We start from the raw sequence: 16106 nt of genomic DNA, 5'->3' as shown, positions 1-16106 counted from the left end.
GAAGTGGCGGAGGGGTACTTGTCGAATCCTGAATATGACGGCGAACTGCGGTCCGAACAGAGCTACGTGACCGGGCTCTACGCGCGGCTCGACGCCGAACGCGCACGAGCGAAGGACAACCTCCGCGCGGCATTGCTGGGCGACGGCGAGGACCTGGCAGATCGGGATGCCGAGGTGCGCGCGGTGGCCAGGGAGGTCAAGCGGCTGGACGTGGCCGACCACGGGTTGTGCTTCGGGCGCCTCGACGCCCTCTCCGGCGAACGCTCCTACATCGGCCGGATCGGGTTGTTCGATGCCGACAACGACTACCGACCGCTGCTGCTCGACTGGCGGGCACCGGCGGCTCGTGCCTTCTATGTCGCCACCTCCGCCAGCCCCGAACACATGCACCGGCGCCGCCAGTTCCACACCAGCGGGCGGCGCGTGGTCGACTTCACCGACGAGGTGTTCGGCCGGCCCGGTGCCGACGCGCAAGGTGACGCAGCCCTGCTGGCGGCGGTCAACGCGCCGCGCGGCGAGGGCATGCGCGACATCGTCGCGACCATTCAGGCCCAGCAGGACGAGATCATCCGGCTCGATCACCCGGGCGTGCTGGTGATCGAGGGCGGGCCCGGCACCGGCAAGACCGTCGTGGCGCTGCACCGCGTCGCGTACTTGCTGTACACCCAGCGCGAGCGGATCGAGCGCCACGGAGTCCTTGTGGTGGGCCCTAATCCGGCGTTCCTGCGCCACGTCGATCGTGTGTTGCCGTCGCTGGGCGAGTCGAGTGTGGTGTTCATGACGCCGGGCGATCTGGTGCCCGGGATGCAGATCACCGCCGAGGACACGCCGGAATGCGCGGCGTTCAAGGGGTCGCTGAAAATCCTGGATGTGCTCGCCGCCGCAATCGCGGATCGGCAACGGCTGCCCGAGCGCCCGCTGGAGATCGAGCTGGCCGACGTCACGATGCGCATCGACGCCGAGATCGCCGGCTGGGCACGCGACGAGGCCCGGGGCAGCGGACAGCCGCACAACCAGGCCCGCGCGGTGTTCGTCGACATCCTCACCTGGGCGCTGACCGAGCGCGCGATCGCCCGGATCGGCCGCGGCTGGCTGACCCGCGAGGACCGCACCGCATGGGAGCAGCTGCGCTCCGACCTGCTTGCCGAGCTCGCGGACAACGAACAGTTCACCGCCGCGCTCGACCGGCTCTGGCCGATCCTGACACCGCAGGAGCTGTTGTCTTCGCTGTACCTGTCCCCCGAGCGGCTGCATGCCGTGGGCGCTCCCCAGTCGCTGCTGCGTGTCGAGGGCGACCCCTGGACGGTGTCGGATGTGCCGCTGCTCGACGAACTGGTCGATCTGCTGGGCCGAGACAAGGCGGCCGAGGCCGCGGCGGCCAGCGCCCAGCGCGAGCGCAACTATGAAGCCGAGTACGCCGCGGGCGTGCTGGACCTGATGGTCGCGCGCGAGGATCTGATGGACGACGAGGACCATCTGATCGCCCGCGACGTGATTCACGCCGAGGCCCTGGCCGAGCGGTTCATCGAACGCGACACGCGAGAACTCGCCGAACGTGCTGCGGCCGATCGGGATTGGACCTACCGGCACATCGTCGTCGACGAAGCCCAGGAACTGTCCGAGATGGACTGGCGGGTGCTGATGCGACGCTGCCCAGGCCGGTCCTTCACCGTGGTCGGCGACCTCGCTCAGCGCCGGTCGGCGGCCGGAGCGACGTCATGGCAGGCGATGTTGCAGCCATACGTCCCGGGCCGATGGGAATACCGGGCGCTGACCGTCAATTACCGCACACCGGCGGAGATCATGACGGTCGCCGCCGCGCTGCTCGAGGAGTTCGCGCCCGGCGTTCAGCCCCCGGAGTCGGTGCGCGCCTGCGGCGTGCGCCCCTGGTCCAGAAAGGTCAGCGACGACGAATTAGCCGGTGCGATCGAAGAATTCGTGCATGACGAAGCCGGTCGCGAAGGTACCAGCATCGTGATCGGCCCGCCCGGCGTGCCCGGCACGGTGCCGGCCTCGCAGACCAAGGGCCTGGAATTCGACGCCGTGCTGGTCGTCGATCCGCAGCGGATCCTCGCGGACGGCCCCCGCGGCGCGGCCGAACTCTACGTCGCCCTCACCCGCGCCACCCAGCGCCTCGGGGTGCTGCATCGAGAACCGTTGCCACAGACGCTGTCCGGCTTGGCCGAGTACCAGACGACCGCTGCGGTGTCGACGGGCCGTCAGAACGGCGGTGGTTGTGCAACGGTCTCGGGCGGTGGCTGACCGACGGTCTGGGGTGATGCCCTACGCGCGTCGCGATTTTGTCGTCGTTCCGCGGCGATGCGCGCGGCGCGGTTCTGCGCGCGGGTACGCGTACGCCTGGGCATCATCGCGGTCCGGTCGCCGCAGTAGTCCCGCGGCGGGTCGGCTTCGGGTGCCGGCATCCCACCCGTCGCGAGGCACAGGCTGGGAAACAGCAGCGCGCTGCCCGGTGTGGTGACATGTGTTTGCCCAGCCGGCGACGTCAAGATCACGGTCCCGTCGGGCAACTGCTGGTCGCGCCAACCCCAGAACGTCTTGACCAGATGATGAGTGCGGCAGTAGCACTTGATGTTTGACGCATGCGTCGGGCCGCCGTCGGCGTACGGGATCGTATGATCAAGATCGCACTCGACCGCCGGCCGATCACAACCCGGCCAGCGGCAGGTCAAGTCCCGGCATCGCACAAAATCCTGCAGCGCCCGCGACGGCACATATCCGGGCTCGGGCGGAGCATCCGCGGGATGGACAAGCGGCACCAGCCTGGCCGACTTGGCAAGTTCCGCAACGAGTTCCGGTGTGATCAGGCCATCCGAACCCAGCTGGGACGCCGGCGCGGAGCCGGTACCGTCGATGGTGGCCCGCTCGGCGATCACATGAATGACGACGGGCGTTGCGGCGGGACGCTTACCCGCCGCGCAGTCGGGCCGGCCACACCGGCAGCCGAGCCGGTCGGCCGATGCGGCCAGCGCCCCGAGCGCGTCGGCCCGGCGCTCCTCACGAGCGCGAGGGTCATGCTCACAAACCGTGGCGGACAACGCATTCAGCCGCTCTTCGAGCGCCCGCGCGTCCGGGCTCAACAGGAGGCCGTGAATCTCAGCAATGCCATCCCCGACGTCCGCGATCGATACCTCGCGCGCGGACTGGCGTTTCTTCCGCCGCCGGACGGCGTCGGCATCGGCCCTCATTACGATCCTGTCAACCTGCCCGGCCAGGCGACCGTGAGTCATCGATGGCCAGCGCGGCACATTGACCGCCAGCCGCGCGTCGACGCCGGCCAGTACCTCGTCGTCGGTCAGCAGATCAGTGCGATAGACGATGGTCTGAAACGTCCGATAGTCGATGTCGCCGGCTTTGAATACTGCTGCGAGCCTTGGCAGCCGCTCACGCATGGCGCGGGCGTACCGGAGGCGACTCGCCGCCTGGCCCTGACTGATCCGCAATGCCGCCGCCACCTCGGCGGCCACCGCGTCCATGGTGTCGACCGCCCACTCTTCGGTGTCCGAACAACGCGACAGCCGGTAGGCGAACAACTCCCCGATATCGGCCAGCTGGGCGGCTGCCGCCCGATTCTCGAGGCGTGCGGACGAGCGGACCCGATCCACCAAGGCCGCGGAATCGCGCGTGGTGGACGGATAGCGCCGTTCAAAGATCTCGTCGATCGCTTCAGCCCTACTCGAACGCATGTTCGAATTGTACCACGGCCCGGCGACGAGATAAGCGCGCGTACGCAGCAGTGGATGGGTTGACCTCGGCCGAACGCAGGCCAGTCAGGTTTCGTGTGACACAAGTGATTTGACGCTGCGGCAGGCTTAGGCCTCTTCAGCCAGGGACTCTTCGGCATGCGGAGAAGCGGCCCGGCGACCGGTCATCAGGCCCATCAAGCCGTCCTGGTAGGTGAGCCCGGGCGGTTTGCCCTTGGGCGCGGCCGGCAGCTCATCGGGCTTGGGAGCCGACTTCGGCCAGGCCGGCGGTACCGATAGCGATCCCAGCGCCGGCGACGCGCCCAGTGCCGCGCACTTCACCACAACGCTGGAGAAGTCGCGGAACGACTTCACGGTCGGAGGGGTTGTCTTGCTCTGCGTTTCGGCACCGTCCACCGACGTCTCCTCACCCGGCAACCAACGGACAGGCGACGGTGCCTGCCCGGCGCAATCTTGCACGACCGTACAATAAGTGCGGTCCGCAGTGGGCGGGTTTGCTGAACATTTGTTGACGGACTTGCTAATTTCCGCCCGCCCGGGCAAAACCGGCGGCGACTATCGGCTGAAACGCGAAAGCACGTCGGCGACAACCGAATCGAGCGGCACCGAAACCTGCTCCCCCGTCGCCAGATCCTTGACGCCGATCGTGCCGGACTCGAGATCGCGGTCACCGGCGACCAGCGCGACGCGGGCACCGGAGCGGTCGGCCGCGCGCATCGCGCCCTTGAGCCCGCGATCGCCGTAGGCCATGTCGACCCGGACACCGGCGGCCCGCAGCTGAGCGCCCAGCACCGCCAGCCGCAGCTTGGCCGCCTCGCTCAGCGGCACGCCGAAGGCCTCGCAGCGGGTGGTCTCCCCCGCGCTGCGGCCCTCGGCCCGCAACGCCAGCAGCGTGCGGTCCACGCCGAGCCCAAATCCGATGCCGGACAGGTCTTGTCCGCCGAGCTGGCGCATCAGCCCGTCGTAGCGGCCGCCGCCGCCGATGCCGGACTGGGCACCCAAACCGTCGTGCACGAACTCGAAGGTGGTCTTGGTGTAGTAGTCGAGCCCCCGCACCATGCGCGGGTTGATCACGTAGGGCACGCCCAGCGCGTCGAGGTGGGCCAGCACGGTGTCGAAGTGTTGCTTGGCCGCATCGGAAAGGTGGTCGAGCAGCACCGGGGCGTCGGCCGTCATGGCCTTGACCTCGGGTCGTTTGTCGTCGAGCACGCGCAGCGGGTTGAGTCGCGCACGTCGCTGCGTTTCTTCGTCCAGGTCGAGCCCTGACAGGAACTCCTGCAGCAGTTCCCGGTACTGCGGCCGGCAACTGTCGTCGCCCAGCGAGGTGATTTCCAGCCGGAAGCCGTCCAGGCCGAGCGAGCGGAACCCGGCGTCGGCAATCGCGATCACCTCGGCGTCCAGCGCCGGGTCGTCGACGCCGATCGCCTCCACGCCGACCTGCTGCAGCTGGCGATACCGGCCGGCCTGGGGGCGCTCGTAGCGGAAAAACGGTCCGGAATAACACAATTTGACCGGCAGCGCGCCCCGGTCCAGGCCGTGCTCGATCACCGCGCGCACCACCCCGGCCGTGCCCTCCGGCCGCAGCGTCACCGAGCGGTCACCGCGGTCGGCGAACGTGTACATCTCCTTGGACACCACGTCGGTGGATTCGCCGACGCCGCGAGCGAACAGCCCGGTGTCCTCGAAGATGGGTAGTTCGATGTCGCCGTAGCCGGCCCGGCGGGCGGCCCCGAGCAGACCGTCGCGCACCGCGACGAACTGCGCCGAGTCCGGTGGAAAGTAATCCGGCACGCCCTTGGGTGCGCTGAATTCCGTCATCCGGTCAGTCCTTCGAGGAACGGATTGAAGCGGCGCTCGGCGCCGATCGTGGTGGAGTTGCCGTGGCCGGGCAGCACCACCGTGTTGTCGTCGAGCACCAAGAGCTTGTCGACGATCGAGGTCAGCAAATCGCGGCCGCTGCCGCCGAACAGGTCGGTACGGCCCACCGAGCGCTCGAACAGCGTGTCGCCGGTAAACACCACATCTTTGTCCGCTGGGCTTGCTTGAGAAACCCGGAACACCACCGATCCGCGGGTGTGTCCGGGTGTGTGGTCGACGTTGACGCTGACGTTGCCCAGGTCGATCTTGTCGCCGTCGCGGTCCAGTTCGACGACCTGCTTGGGCTCGCGGAAGAACGCACCCGTCATCAGCTGCGCCAGCCGCGGCCCCATGCCGTGGATCGGGTCTTTGAGCATGAAGCGGTCTTCGGGGTGGATGTAGGTCGGGCAGCCGTAGGTGTCGGAGACCTTCTGCGCGGACCACATGTGGTCGATGTGCCCGTGAGTGAGCAGCACCGCGGCCGGCGTCAGCCGATTCTGGTCGAGGATGCGCCGCAGCGGAGCCATCGCACGCTGCCCCGGATCCACGATGACGGCGTCCGTTCCGGGGCGCTCGGCCAGCACGTAGCAGTTGCAAGCCAACATGCCGGCGGGAAATCCGGTGATCAACACGCCTCCCAGTTTCCCACGGGGGTCCCTTGACACCGCTCGCGCCGCCCGCATTAGCCTGAGCCTGCTACCCCGGCCCCCACTTGACGACCATGGAGGCATACCGGCCGTGCCGACCAACGAACAGCGACGTGCCAACGCCAAGCGCAAACTCGAACGGCAGCTCGAACGCCGTGCGAAGCAAGCCCGCAGGCGCCGGCTCTTAGTCATCGTCGGTGGTGCGGTTGTGGCCATCGCAGTGATCGCCGCAGTGGTGATCACCGTGATCAACACCAACAAGAAGCACCAGCACGACACGGCAGCGCCGACGACCAGCAACTCCCCGGCGGCATCGAGCACGACGACCCCGCAAACCGGGATGGTTCCGCCGGTCCCGCCCCTGCCGGCGTTCAAGCCGTCGGACTCCGTCGGCGCCAACTGCCAGTACCCGCCGTCGACCGACCCGGCCGCCAAGCCGGTCAAGCCACCGCGCACCGGCAAGGTGCCGACCGATCCGGCGCAGGTGAGCGCCAGCATGGCGACCAGCCAGGGCAACATCGGCCTGATGCTGGCAAACAACGAATCGCCTTGCACGGTCAACAGTTTCGCGAGCCTGATCGGGCAGAAGTATTTCGACGACACCAAGTGCCACCGGCTGACCACCTCGGAGTCGCTGGGCGTGCTGCAATGCGGTGATCCCAAGGGCGACGGCACCGGCGGGCCGGGCTACCAGTTCGCCAACGAGTACCCGACCGACCAGTACCCGCCGAACGACCCCAAGCTGCGGGAACCGGTTTTGTACCCGCGCGGCACCCTGGCGATGGCCAACGCCGGGCCGGGCACCAACGGCAGCCAGTTCTTCATGGTCTACAAGGATTCTCAGCTGCCACCGCAGTACACCGTCTTCGGCACGATCCAGGCTGACGGGCTCGCCGTTCTCGACAAGATCGCTAAGGCCGGCGTCAACGGTGGCGGCGAAGACGGGGCACCGGCCAGCGAAGTCACGATCAAGTCCATCCTGCTCGACTAAACCCGGGGCGGCGCAACACGGTCGGCCGGAATTCGGCGACGGTGTGGCCGACACCTTAAGGTCAGTGCGTGGCGACGGAGTCATTCGGACATTACGAGCTGCGCGAGCTGCTGGGCCGCGGTGGCATGGGTCAGGTCTTCCGCGCCTACGACACCAGCACGGACCGCGTCGTCGCGCTCAAGGTGCTGCCCGCACACCTGGCCGACGACGACGAATTTCAGCAGCGGTTCCGGCGCGAGGCACGAATCGCGGCGAGCCTTTCCGATCCGCACATGGTGCCGATTCACAGCTACGGCGAGATCGACGGCCGGCTCTACGTCGACATGCGCCTGATCGAAGGCCGCGACCTGTTGGCCTACATCGCCGAAAACGGTGGCCGCCTGCACCCCGAACGCGCCGTGGCCGTGGTCGAACAGGTTGCCGCAGCCCTGGATACCGCCCACGAAGTCGGGCTGATCCACCGCGACATCAAGCCCTCGAACATCCTGGTGTCGAACCGCGACTTCGTCTACCTGATCGACTTCGGGCTCGCGCGCACCGCCGCCGACACCGTGCTGACCCACACCGGCCACACCATGGGCACCATGGCCTACATGGCCCCGGAACGCTTCCGGGGCATGACCGATCACCGCGCCGACGTCTACGCCCTGGCCTGCGTGCTCTACGAATGCCTGACCGGACACCTGCCCTACCCCGGCGACACCTTCGAAGAACAACTCAACGCGCATCTGAACACCCCGCCGCCACGCCCCTCGTTCACCGCGCCGGGCGTGCCGCCGGCCCTCGACGACGTCGTCGCCCGCGGCATGGCAAAGGATCTCAACCAGCGCTACCAAACCGCCATCGAGTTCGCCGAGGCCGCCAAAGCCGCACTGGCGGGCGCCGGCAACCCCGCGCCGCCCGGCCCGCCCCCACCGCCGCACTACCCGGCGACCGCGGCCGCCCCGGCGCCCCCACCCAGCCCCGCGCCGCCCGCGCAACAACCCGAGCCGCAGCGCTCCAACAAGACGCTGATCATCGGCATCGTCGCCGCATCGATCTTCACCCTGGTCATGGTGACGATCCTGGTCGTCGCCCTGGTGACCAACAGCGATTCCCGGTCGAACACCGCGACATCCAGCACCGTGCCCCATCCCCGGACGCCCAAACAGGGGCCCGCCTTCGGCGCACCGGGAGCACCGACGACCTCGGCCGCCCCGAACCCGAATGCCGCGCCGCCGTTGCCGGCCTTTGCCCCGCCGCCCGACCTGGGTGCCAACTGCCAATACCAGCCGGTGGGCAACGACTCCGTGGATGCGTCGCCCAAGCCCGTCAACCTGCCTCCGTCCGGGCGGGTAGCCACCACGCCGGCCCGGATTCCCGCCACGATTTCCACCAACTTCGGCGATGTCGGCATCGAGCTCGCCAACAACGAGTCCCCGTGCACGGTGAACAGCTTCGTCAGCCTGGTCCGCCAACAATTCTTCGACGGCACCACCTGCCCACGGCTATCCACCGGCTCCGACGGCGGAACGCTGGTGTGCGGTGGCCCCGACAAAGACGGCAACGGCGGCCCCGGTTACGAGTTCGCCGACGAATACCCCACCAACCAATATCCGCCCGGAGATCCCGCGCTCCGGGCGACCGTGGTGTACCCGCGCGGATCCGTGGTCATGGCCAGTAACGAACCCAACACCAACGGAAGCCAATTCGTGATGTTCTACCAGGACACCGAGGCACTGCCCAATTTCACGGTGCTCGGCAACATCGACCAGGCCGGCCTCGCGGTCCTCGACAAGATCGCCGCGGCAGGAGTCGCCGGCCACCGGGTTACCGGCCTGCCCACCTCGCCGGTCACGATCAATTCGGTGCGGCTCGGCTGAGTTTTACGCCGCAGATGTCACGCGGTAGACGTCGTACACGCCTTCGACGTTGCGCACGACGTTGAGCAGGTGCCCGAGGTGCTTGGGGTCACCCATCTCAAAAGTGAAGCGGCTGATCGCAACTCGATCACCCGAAGTGGTGACCGAGGCGGAGAGGATGTTGACCTTCTCGTCGGCGAGCACCCGCGTGACGTCCGACAGCAGCCGGTGCCGGTCGAGTGCCTCGACCTGAATGGCCACCAGGAACACCGACGACGGCGACGGGGCCCACAGCACCTCGATGATGCGCTCGGCCTGCTGCTGCAGGGAGGCGGCGTTGGTGCAGTCGGTGCGGTGCACGCTGACGCCGCCGCCGCGGGTGACGAAGCCCATGATCGCATCGCCGGGCACGGGTGTGCAGCACTTCGCCAGCTTGGTCAGCACGCCGGGAGCGCCGGGAACCGAGACGCCGACGTCGTCGGTGCTGCGCGGGCGGCGCAACATCGTTGTCGGCGTGGACCTTTCGGCGAGGTCTTCTTCGGCCTGGTCGATGCCACCGAGCTCGGCCAGCAGCCGCTGCACGACGTGGCGCGCCGAGACATGACCCTCGCCGATCGCGGTGTACATCGCCGACACGTCGGTGTAGTGCAGCTCGCGGGCCACCGCCGCCATGGCCTCACCATTGACCAAGCGCTGCAACGGAAGTCCACCGCGACGGACCTCGCGGGCCATCGCCTCCTTGCCGGCTTCCAGCGCTTCCTCGCGGCGCTCCTTGGCGAACCACTGCCGGATCTTCGCCTTGGCCCGCGGTGACACCACGAACTGCTGCCAGTCCCGCGACGGCCCGGCGTTGGGCGCCTTGGAGGTGAAAACCTCTACAACTTCCCCGTTTTCGAGTTTGCGTTCCAGCGCGACCAGTCGGCCGTTGACCCGGGCGCCGATGCAGCGGTGACCGACCTCGGTGTGCACCGCGTAGGCGAAGTCGACCGGCGTCGAACCGGTCGGCAGGGTGACGACGTCGCCCTTGGGGGTGAACACGAAGATCTCTTGCACGGCAAGGTCGTAACGCAACGACTCCAGGAACTCGCCGGGGTCGGCGGCCTCACGTTGCCAGTCGAGTAGTTGCCGCATCCAGGCCATGTCGTCGATCTCGGCGGCGGCGTGCGGATGCAGAACACCGTTGCGGCCCTTGGCTTCCTTGTACCGCCAGTGCGCGGCGATGCCGTATTCGGCGGTGCGGTGCATGTCGCGGGTGCGGATCTGCACTTCCAGCGGCTTGCCCTCCGGCCCGACGACCGTGGTGTGCAGTGACTGGTAGACACCGTATCTGGGCTGGGCGATGTAGTCCTTGAACCGCCCGGCCATCGGCTGCCACAGCGAGTGCACCACGCCCACAGCGGCATAGCAGTCCCGGATCTCGTCGCACAGGATGCGGATGCCGACCAGGTCGTGGATGTCGTCGAAGTCACGGCCCTTGACGATCATCTTCTGGTAGATCGACCAGTAGTGCTTGGGGCGGCCCTCCACCGTCGCCTTGATTTTCGACGCGCCCAGCGTGGCGACGATCTCGGCGCGGACCTTGGCCAGGTAGGTGTCCCGCGACGGCGCCCGCCCGGCGACCAGGCGGACGATCTCCTCGTACTTCTTCGGGTGCAGGATCGCGAACGACAGGTCTTCCAGCTCCCACTTCACACTGGCCATGCCCAGCCGATGTGCCAGGGGCGCAATGACTTCCAGCGTCTCGCGGGCTTTGCGCGCCTGCTTTTCCGGCGGCAGGAAGCGCATGGTCCGCATGTTGTGCAGCCGGTCGGCCACCTTGATCACCAGCACCCGCGGGTCCCGGGCCATCGCGGTGATCATCTTGCGAATGGTCTCGCCCTCGGCGGCGTTGCCCAGCTCGACGCGGTCCAGCTTGGTCACCCCGTCGACGAGGTGGCCTACCTCTTCGCCGAATTCCTCGCTCAGCGCCTCCAGCGTGTACCCGGTGTCTTCGACGGTGTCGTGCAGCAACGCGGCCACCAAAGTCGTGGTGTCCATTCCCAATTCGGCGAGAATGTTGGCGACGGCCAGCGGATGGGTGATGTAGGGATCACCGGAACGCCGCAGTTGACTGGCGTGCCGCCCATCGGCCACCTCGAACGCCCGGTTGAGCATCGAGAAGTTCGCTTTCGGGTAGATCTCCCGGTGCACCGCCACCAGCGGCTCGAGCACGGGGTTGAACGCGCTGCGCTGGGCGGTCATCCGGCGGGCCAGCCGGGCCCGCACCCGACGCGACGCGCTGCTCGACGTCTTCAGGGTCTCCGGCGTACCCGCCACGTCGATCGGGAGCGAGTCCGTGGGCGGCACAACGGCTTGCGCCGAGCTTTGCTCATCCGCCACGTTGGCCACCTCCGACCTCGAGGATATCCCGCGCGGCTAGACGCGGCTCAGGCTTTCTACCGGCAAAGGCGCGACGGCTTCCCGGCCGCCGAGCGCGGTGATTTCCACCAGCACGGCCGCACCGGTCACATGGGCCCGGGCGCGCTCGAGCAGGCGGTTGGCCGCACCCAGCGTGCCGCCGGTGGCCAGCACGTCGTCGATGATCATGATGCTGGTGCCGCGCAGGTCCAGACCGTCGGCCGGGATCTCGATCGCCGCGGGACCGTACTCGCGCTCGTACGCCTCGCGGAGCACCGGCGGCGGCAGCTTGCCCTCCTTGCGGATGGACAGCACACCGGTGCCGAGCCGGGCGGCGACGGCAGCGGCCACCAACGACCCTCGCGATTCGATACCGGCCACCAGTCCGACACCGGCAGAGAGGTCCACCAGCGCGTCGATCACCGCGTTCATCGCCGTCCGGTCGGCGAACAGCGGGGTGAGGTCCTTGAACTGGACTCCCCGCTTCGGAAAGTTGGCAACGTCGCGGGTCAACGACGCGATACGGTCGGCCAGCGCTGCATCCTCGCGAATATCCGTCACTGCATCAAAGCCCATCGGTCCATGTTCCAACCCGCGCCCCAACGGGTCGGGTTCGCGCTGACTGCGTACATCTTTTTCGACATCAGCAACGTGCGCTGCTGGCGATACAGAGGCAACGTTGGCATATCACCCCAGAGTACCGGCGCTGCCTCGGCAAGCAGGCGAACCCGCTCGGCCGGGTCACCCGACACCGCAAGCGCACCGATTACGCCGTCTACCTGCGGATTCGCGTAGGCGGAGAGGTTATTGCCGTTGCCGCTGTGCAGATCGTAGGCGTCCATCGACGACGACCCGCTGGAGCCGCTGCCGCTGGCTCCACCCGTGCTGGCCAGCAGAACATCGATCTTTCCGCCCTTGAGCGCCTGGGGTCCGGAGGTGTCCAGTGTGACGCTGGAGACAGTGATGCCGGCCGCGGCGCACGACTTGGTGATGGTGCCGACGGTGACCGCGAGTCGAGCGTTGGGACCCTGGTAGCCGATCCGCACCGGCAACGGCGCGCCGCCCAGCGCCGCGCCGGCCGCGACGGGGTCCGCCCTGTTGAACGGGCCCGCCTCGGCGGCCCCGTCGGCCTGCGCGACGGCGTCCTCGGCGACCGGAGACAGCCGCGAGTTGGCGATCGGGACCCCGGCGTCGCGCGCGATCACGTCGCGCGGCGTGCACAGCGCGACCGCGCGACGGGCGTTGGGCTGCGCCAACGGTCCCTGCGGCGCGAAAATCAGCTGCTCGATGCCCGCCGCGGCCGCGTCGGTGCGCTCGTAATTGTCCGGCGTGGCCAGCGCGCCCGACGACCCGGCCGCGACATCCACGACGTCGACGCTGCGGTTGTTGACCCGGTCCTGGATGTCGGGCGCCTGCGGCGACACGGTGATCCGCTTGGTGATCGCCTTGGGACCCCACCACCGCTCGTTGGCCACCAGCACCACGGCGCCGTCGTCCAGGACGGATTCGATTTTGTACGGGCCCGACGACGGGAAGCGCTTGAGGATCTCGTCGTGTTTGAGGCCGGGCTTGAGGTCCCACGTCGTGTTCCACAGTTGCGCGATCTGTGCGACCGACGCGGCGTTATTGCTGAGCAGCGTCGCGGTCACGTCGATATTCAGCTGATCGGCGATGACGTGCGACGGCATCATCGTGGTCGCGGCGAACAACTGGGTGTAGTCGACGATGCCGCGGTCCGGAACGAACGACACCCGCGCCTTCTTTTGCCCGGGTATGCATTCGATGTTGGCGATGTCGACGTAGCCGGCCTGCGTGGCGGCGTCGAATCCGGGAAACCGGCCCGACTGAGCGGCCCAGGCCAGCACCAGGTCGTCGCAGGTCAGCGGCTTGCCGTCGGAGTAGACCGCGTTGTCGGCGATCTGATAGTCGAGCACCAGCGGCGAACCGCTGACCACGGAGACGGAGCCGAAGTCGTGGTCGGCGACGACCTGCCCGTCGGGGCCGTGATAGCCGAACCCGGTCAGCGTGCGGGCGAACGCCTGCGCCGCGGCCGACGCGAACCCGACGGTGGTGTTGGCGTTGTAGCTGCTCAACGGCCCGTCGACGACGTAGACGATCTCCGAGGCGGCGCTGCCCGAGCATCCCGTCAACGTGACCGCAGCGGCCAACGGCAAAGCCAAAGCAACGGCCGCGGCCCGCTTCAGCATCGCGGCTACCGCCGGCCGGCGTTCCGCTTGCCGCTCGGGCGCCGGGTACCGGTGGGTCGCACGGGCCGCGCACCCGGCGCCGGCTTGTTCGGCGCGGGCTCGGCGGGCTTGTTGGTCTGCGCCGAGGGCTCGGTGCCGGAGGCGTCGTCGGCGGTGGGATCCGCGGGCTCCGGCATGCCCGGTTTGCGTCGTTTGAGCACGCGGCGGGTATGGGTTTTCACCAGTTCGGTGCGCTCGCGCAGCGTGACCAGCAGCGGGGTGGCGAAGAAGATCGACGAATAGGTGCCGACCAGGATGCCGACCAGCTGCACCAGCGCCAGGTCCTTCAGCGTGCCGACCCCCAGCAGCCACACCGCCACCACCATCAGCGCCAGCACCGGCAGCACCGAGATCAGGCTGGTGTTGATCGAGCGCATGAAGGTCTGGTTGATCGCCAGGTTGGCTTCCTCGGCGAAGGTCCGACGGTTGGTGTGCTGGAAGTCCTTGGTGTTCTCTTCGACCTTGTCGAAGACGATGACGGTGTCGTACAGCGAGAACCCGAGGATGGTCAGCAGGCCGATCACCGTCGCCGGGCTGACCTCGAAGCCCACCAGCGAATACACGCCCGCGGTGACGGTCAGGTCGAAAACCATCGTCGTCAGCGCGGAGATCGACATGTAGCGCTCGTAGCGCACCATGATGTAGATGCTGACCAGCACCAGGAACACGCCCAGCGCGATCAGCGCCTTGTTGGTGATCTGGTCGCCCCAGGTCTCCGACACCGCCGAGTCGCTGATCGCCGCCTTGCTCGGCTTGCCGTCGGTGCCCTTGGGTGCGAATGCGTCGAACAGCGCGTTGCGCAGCTTCGCGGTCTGATCGTTGGACAGCGTTTCCGAGCTGATCTGCACCGTCGCCGAGGCGCCGTTGCCGACGATGACGACCGATGCGGCGTCGCGGCCCAGGGTCTTGCGGAACACGTCCTGCACCTGCGAGGTCTGGACTTGACCCGTCCCGCCCGCGGCGGGCATCGAGACCGTGGTGCCGCCCTTGAAGTCGATCCCGAAGGTGAAGCCGCGCAGCAGGATGGACAGGATCGCGATCGCGACGATCGCCCCGCTGATGCCGTACCACAACCGGCGCCGCCCGACGACCTCGAACGCACCCGTTCCGGTGTAGAGCCTGGCGAGAAAGCTGTGCTGCGGCGGCGGCGCGGTGGAGTCGGATATCAGCTCCACCGCGGCGCCGGCCTCGGTGAGTTCGGCCGCGTCGGCGTCTTTGGAGCTCATCGCGTTCCCCGTCCCGTCTTCATGTCGGCGGCCCGGCGTTCCCGTGCGACCTGCTGGACGGCGCCCAGGCCGTTGTACGCGGGCTTGGCCAGCGTCGGCGACTTGGAGGCCAGGTACACCAGCGGCCAGGTCACCAGGAACACCACCACGACGTCGAGCACCGTGGTCAGGCCCAACGTGAAGGCGAAGCCCCGCACCTGGCCGATCGCGAGTCCGTACAGCACCGCGGCGGCCAGGAACGTCACGGCGTTACCCGACACGATCGTCCTGCGGGCCCGGCCCCAGCCTCGCGGCACCGCCGAGCGGAACGTACGGCCTTCGCGGATCTCGTCTTTGATGCGCTCGAAGAACACCACGAACGAGTCTGCGGTGGTACCGATACCGATGATCAGACCGGCGATACCCGCCAGGTCCAGGGTGTAGTTGATCTGTCTGCCCAGCAGCACCAGGATCGCGAAAATCATTGCACCGGAAGCGATTAGAGATAACGCCGTCAGCAATCCGAGCACTCGGTAGTAGAGCAACGAGTACAGCAGCACCAGGACCAAGCCGATCGCGCCCGCGATCAGCCCCGCGCGCAGCGAGGTCAATCCCAGTGTCGCCGAGACGGTTTGGGCCTCCGACGATTCGAAGGACAGCGGCAGCGAGCCGTACTTCAAGACGTTGGCCAGCTGCTTGGCGGTCGCAGCCGTGAACGGCGGGTCGCCTCCGGAGATCTGGGTGCGCCCGCCCGGGATCGCTTCCTGGATCATCGGCGCGCTGACCACCTGGGAGTCCAGCGTGAACGCGGTCTGGGTGCCGATGTGGGCGGCGGTGAAGTCCGCCCAGGTGTTGGCCGCGGCGGGCCTGAACTGAACGTCGACGACGTAGCCGATGCCGCGCTGGTTCATCGTCGAGCTGGCGTCCTGGATCTGGTCACCGCTGATGATCGACGGGCCCAGCAGGTAGACGTACTTGTGGTCGGTCGAGCAGGTCACCAGCGGCAAGGCCGGGTCGTCGTTGCCGGCCAGGATGTCCTCTTTGTCGCAGTGGGCGGCCACCCACTGCTGAGCAACCATCTGGATGTAGGGGTTGTTGCTCTGCCGGAAATCCTTCATCACCTTGATGCGCTCGGCGAGATCCTTGCGCGGATCCGGCGGTCCGGGCGCCTCGGGCGGCGGGCTGGGGCTGGGGCTGGGT

At 68.0% G+C, this 16106-nt stretch carries 12 protein-coding genes; 3 read left to right on the top strand and 9 right to left on the bottom strand.

Annotated elements, in window-relative coordinates; translation table 11 throughout:
• The first annotated feature begins 18 nt into the window (after positions 1-18).
• A complete protein-coding gene (gene helR / locus BN973_RS12465) occupies positions 19-2262 on the top strand; it encodes an RNA polymerase recycling motor ATPase HelR (RefSeq protein WP_198048921.1) in 2244 nt (747 codons plus the stop codon).
• Here the strand turns inward: helR and BN973_RS12460 are convergent.
• The 4 genes from BN973_RS12460 to BN973_RS12445 form a co-directional block, all read right to left on the bottom strand.
• On the bottom strand, positions 2220-3704 hold the full coding sequence (locus tag BN973_RS12460) for an HNH endonuclease signature motif containing protein (RefSeq protein WP_036468472.1): 1485 nt from the start codon (positions 3702-3704) through the stop codon (positions 2220-2222). The two genes, helR and BN973_RS12460, sit on opposite strands and share 43 nt — an antisense overlap.
• A gap of 126 nt (positions 3705-3830) precedes the next feature.
• Complete coding sequence (locus tag BN973_RS12455; protein WP_036468471.1) at positions 3831-4118, bottom strand: hypothetical protein; 288 nt, start codon at positions 4116-4118, stop codon at positions 3831-3833.
• A 159-nt stretch (positions 4119-4277) separates the two neighbouring features.
• Complete coding sequence (gene hisS, locus BN973_RS12450; protein WP_036468469.1) at positions 4278-5540, bottom strand: histidine--tRNA ligase; 1263 nt, start codon at positions 5538-5540, stop codon at positions 4278-4280.
• A complete protein-coding gene (locus tag BN973_RS12445) occupies positions 5537-6211 on the bottom strand; it encodes an MBL fold metallo-hydrolase (RefSeq protein ID WP_036468468.1) in 675 nt (224 codons plus the stop codon). The genes hisS and BN973_RS12445 overlap by 4 nt, the downstream gene beginning before the upstream one ends.
• 106 nt (positions 6212-6317) lie before the next feature.
• Between BN973_RS12445 and BN973_RS12440 the strand changes: the two genes are divergently transcribed.
• Both BN973_RS12440 and BN973_RS12435 read left to right on the top strand, forming a co-directional pair.
• Complete coding sequence (locus BN973_RS12440) at positions 6318-7217, top strand: peptidylprolyl isomerase (RefSeq protein WP_036468467.1); 900 nt, start codon at positions 6318-6320, stop codon at positions 7215-7217.
• Positions 7218-7342: 125 nt separating this feature from the next.
• Positions 7343-9079: a protein kinase domain-containing protein gene (locus BN973_RS12435; protein WP_084163605.1), complete on the top strand. Its 1737-nt coding sequence runs from the start codon at positions 7343-7345 to the stop codon at positions 9077-9079.
• A gap of 3 nt (positions 9080-9082) precedes the next feature.
• Here the strand turns inward: BN973_RS12435 and BN973_RS12430 are convergent, their stop codons facing one another.
• From BN973_RS12430 to secD, 5 genes are all read right to left on the bottom strand, one after another.
• Positions 9083-11437, bottom strand: coding sequence for a RelA/SpoT family protein (locus tag BN973_RS12430; protein ID WP_036472338.1), 2355 nt, complete (start codon positions 11435-11437; stop codon positions 9083-9085).
• A 36-nt stretch (positions 11438-11473) separates the two neighbouring features.
• Positions 11474-12016, bottom strand: coding sequence for an adenine phosphoribosyltransferase (locus BN973_RS12425; RefSeq protein ID WP_036468464.1), 543 nt, complete (start codon positions 12014-12016; stop codon positions 11474-11476).
• Positions 12013-13662, bottom strand: a complete 1650-nt coding sequence (locus BN973_RS12420) for an ABC transporter substrate-binding protein (protein ID WP_036468463.1) — start codon at positions 13660-13662, stop codon at positions 12013-12015. Before BN973_RS12420 ends, BN973_RS12425 begins: the two co-directional genes overlap by 4 nt.
• 5 nt (positions 13663-13667) lie before the next feature.
• Entirely contained in the window at positions 13668-14927 is a 1260-nt protein-coding gene (gene secF / locus BN973_RS12415) for a protein translocase subunit SecF (RefSeq protein ID WP_036468462.1), read from the bottom strand.
• A partial coding sequence (gene secD / locus BN973_RS12410; protein WP_036468461.1) for a protein translocase subunit SecD occupies positions 14924-16106 on the bottom strand: 1183 nt, incomplete at its 5' end. The genes secD and secF, both read right to left, overlap by 4 nt.

The sequence above is a fragment of the Mycobacterium triplex genome (assembly GCF_000689255.1).
In the GTDB taxonomy this organism is placed as follows: domain Bacteria; phylum Actinomycetota; class Actinomycetes; order Mycobacteriales; family Mycobacteriaceae; genus Mycobacterium; species Mycobacterium triplex.
Note: the sequence above shows the minus strand (reverse complement) of the source record. Positions and strands in the feature narration are given on the sequence as shown.

Coding starts and splice junctions, on each gene's coding strand:
- secF (WP_036468462.1), bottom strand. CDS start 14,927: ATGAGCTCCAAAGACGCCGACGCGGCCGAACTCACCGAGGCCGGCGCC.
- BN973_RS12420 (WP_036468463.1), bottom strand. CDS start 13,662: ATGCTGAAGCGGGCCGCGGCCGTTGCTTTGGCTTTGCCGTTGGCCGCT.
- BN973_RS12435 (WP_084163605.1), top strand. CDS start 7,343: ATGGGTCAGGTCTTCCGCGCCTACGACACCAGCACGGACCGCGTCGTC.
- hisS (WP_036468469.1), bottom strand. CDS start 5,540: ATGACGGAATTCAGCGCACCCAAGGGCGTGCCGGATTACTTTCCACCG.
- BN973_RS12460 (WP_036468472.1), bottom strand. CDS start 3,704: ATGCGTTCGAGTAGGGCTGAAGCGATCGACGAGATCTTTGAACGGCGC.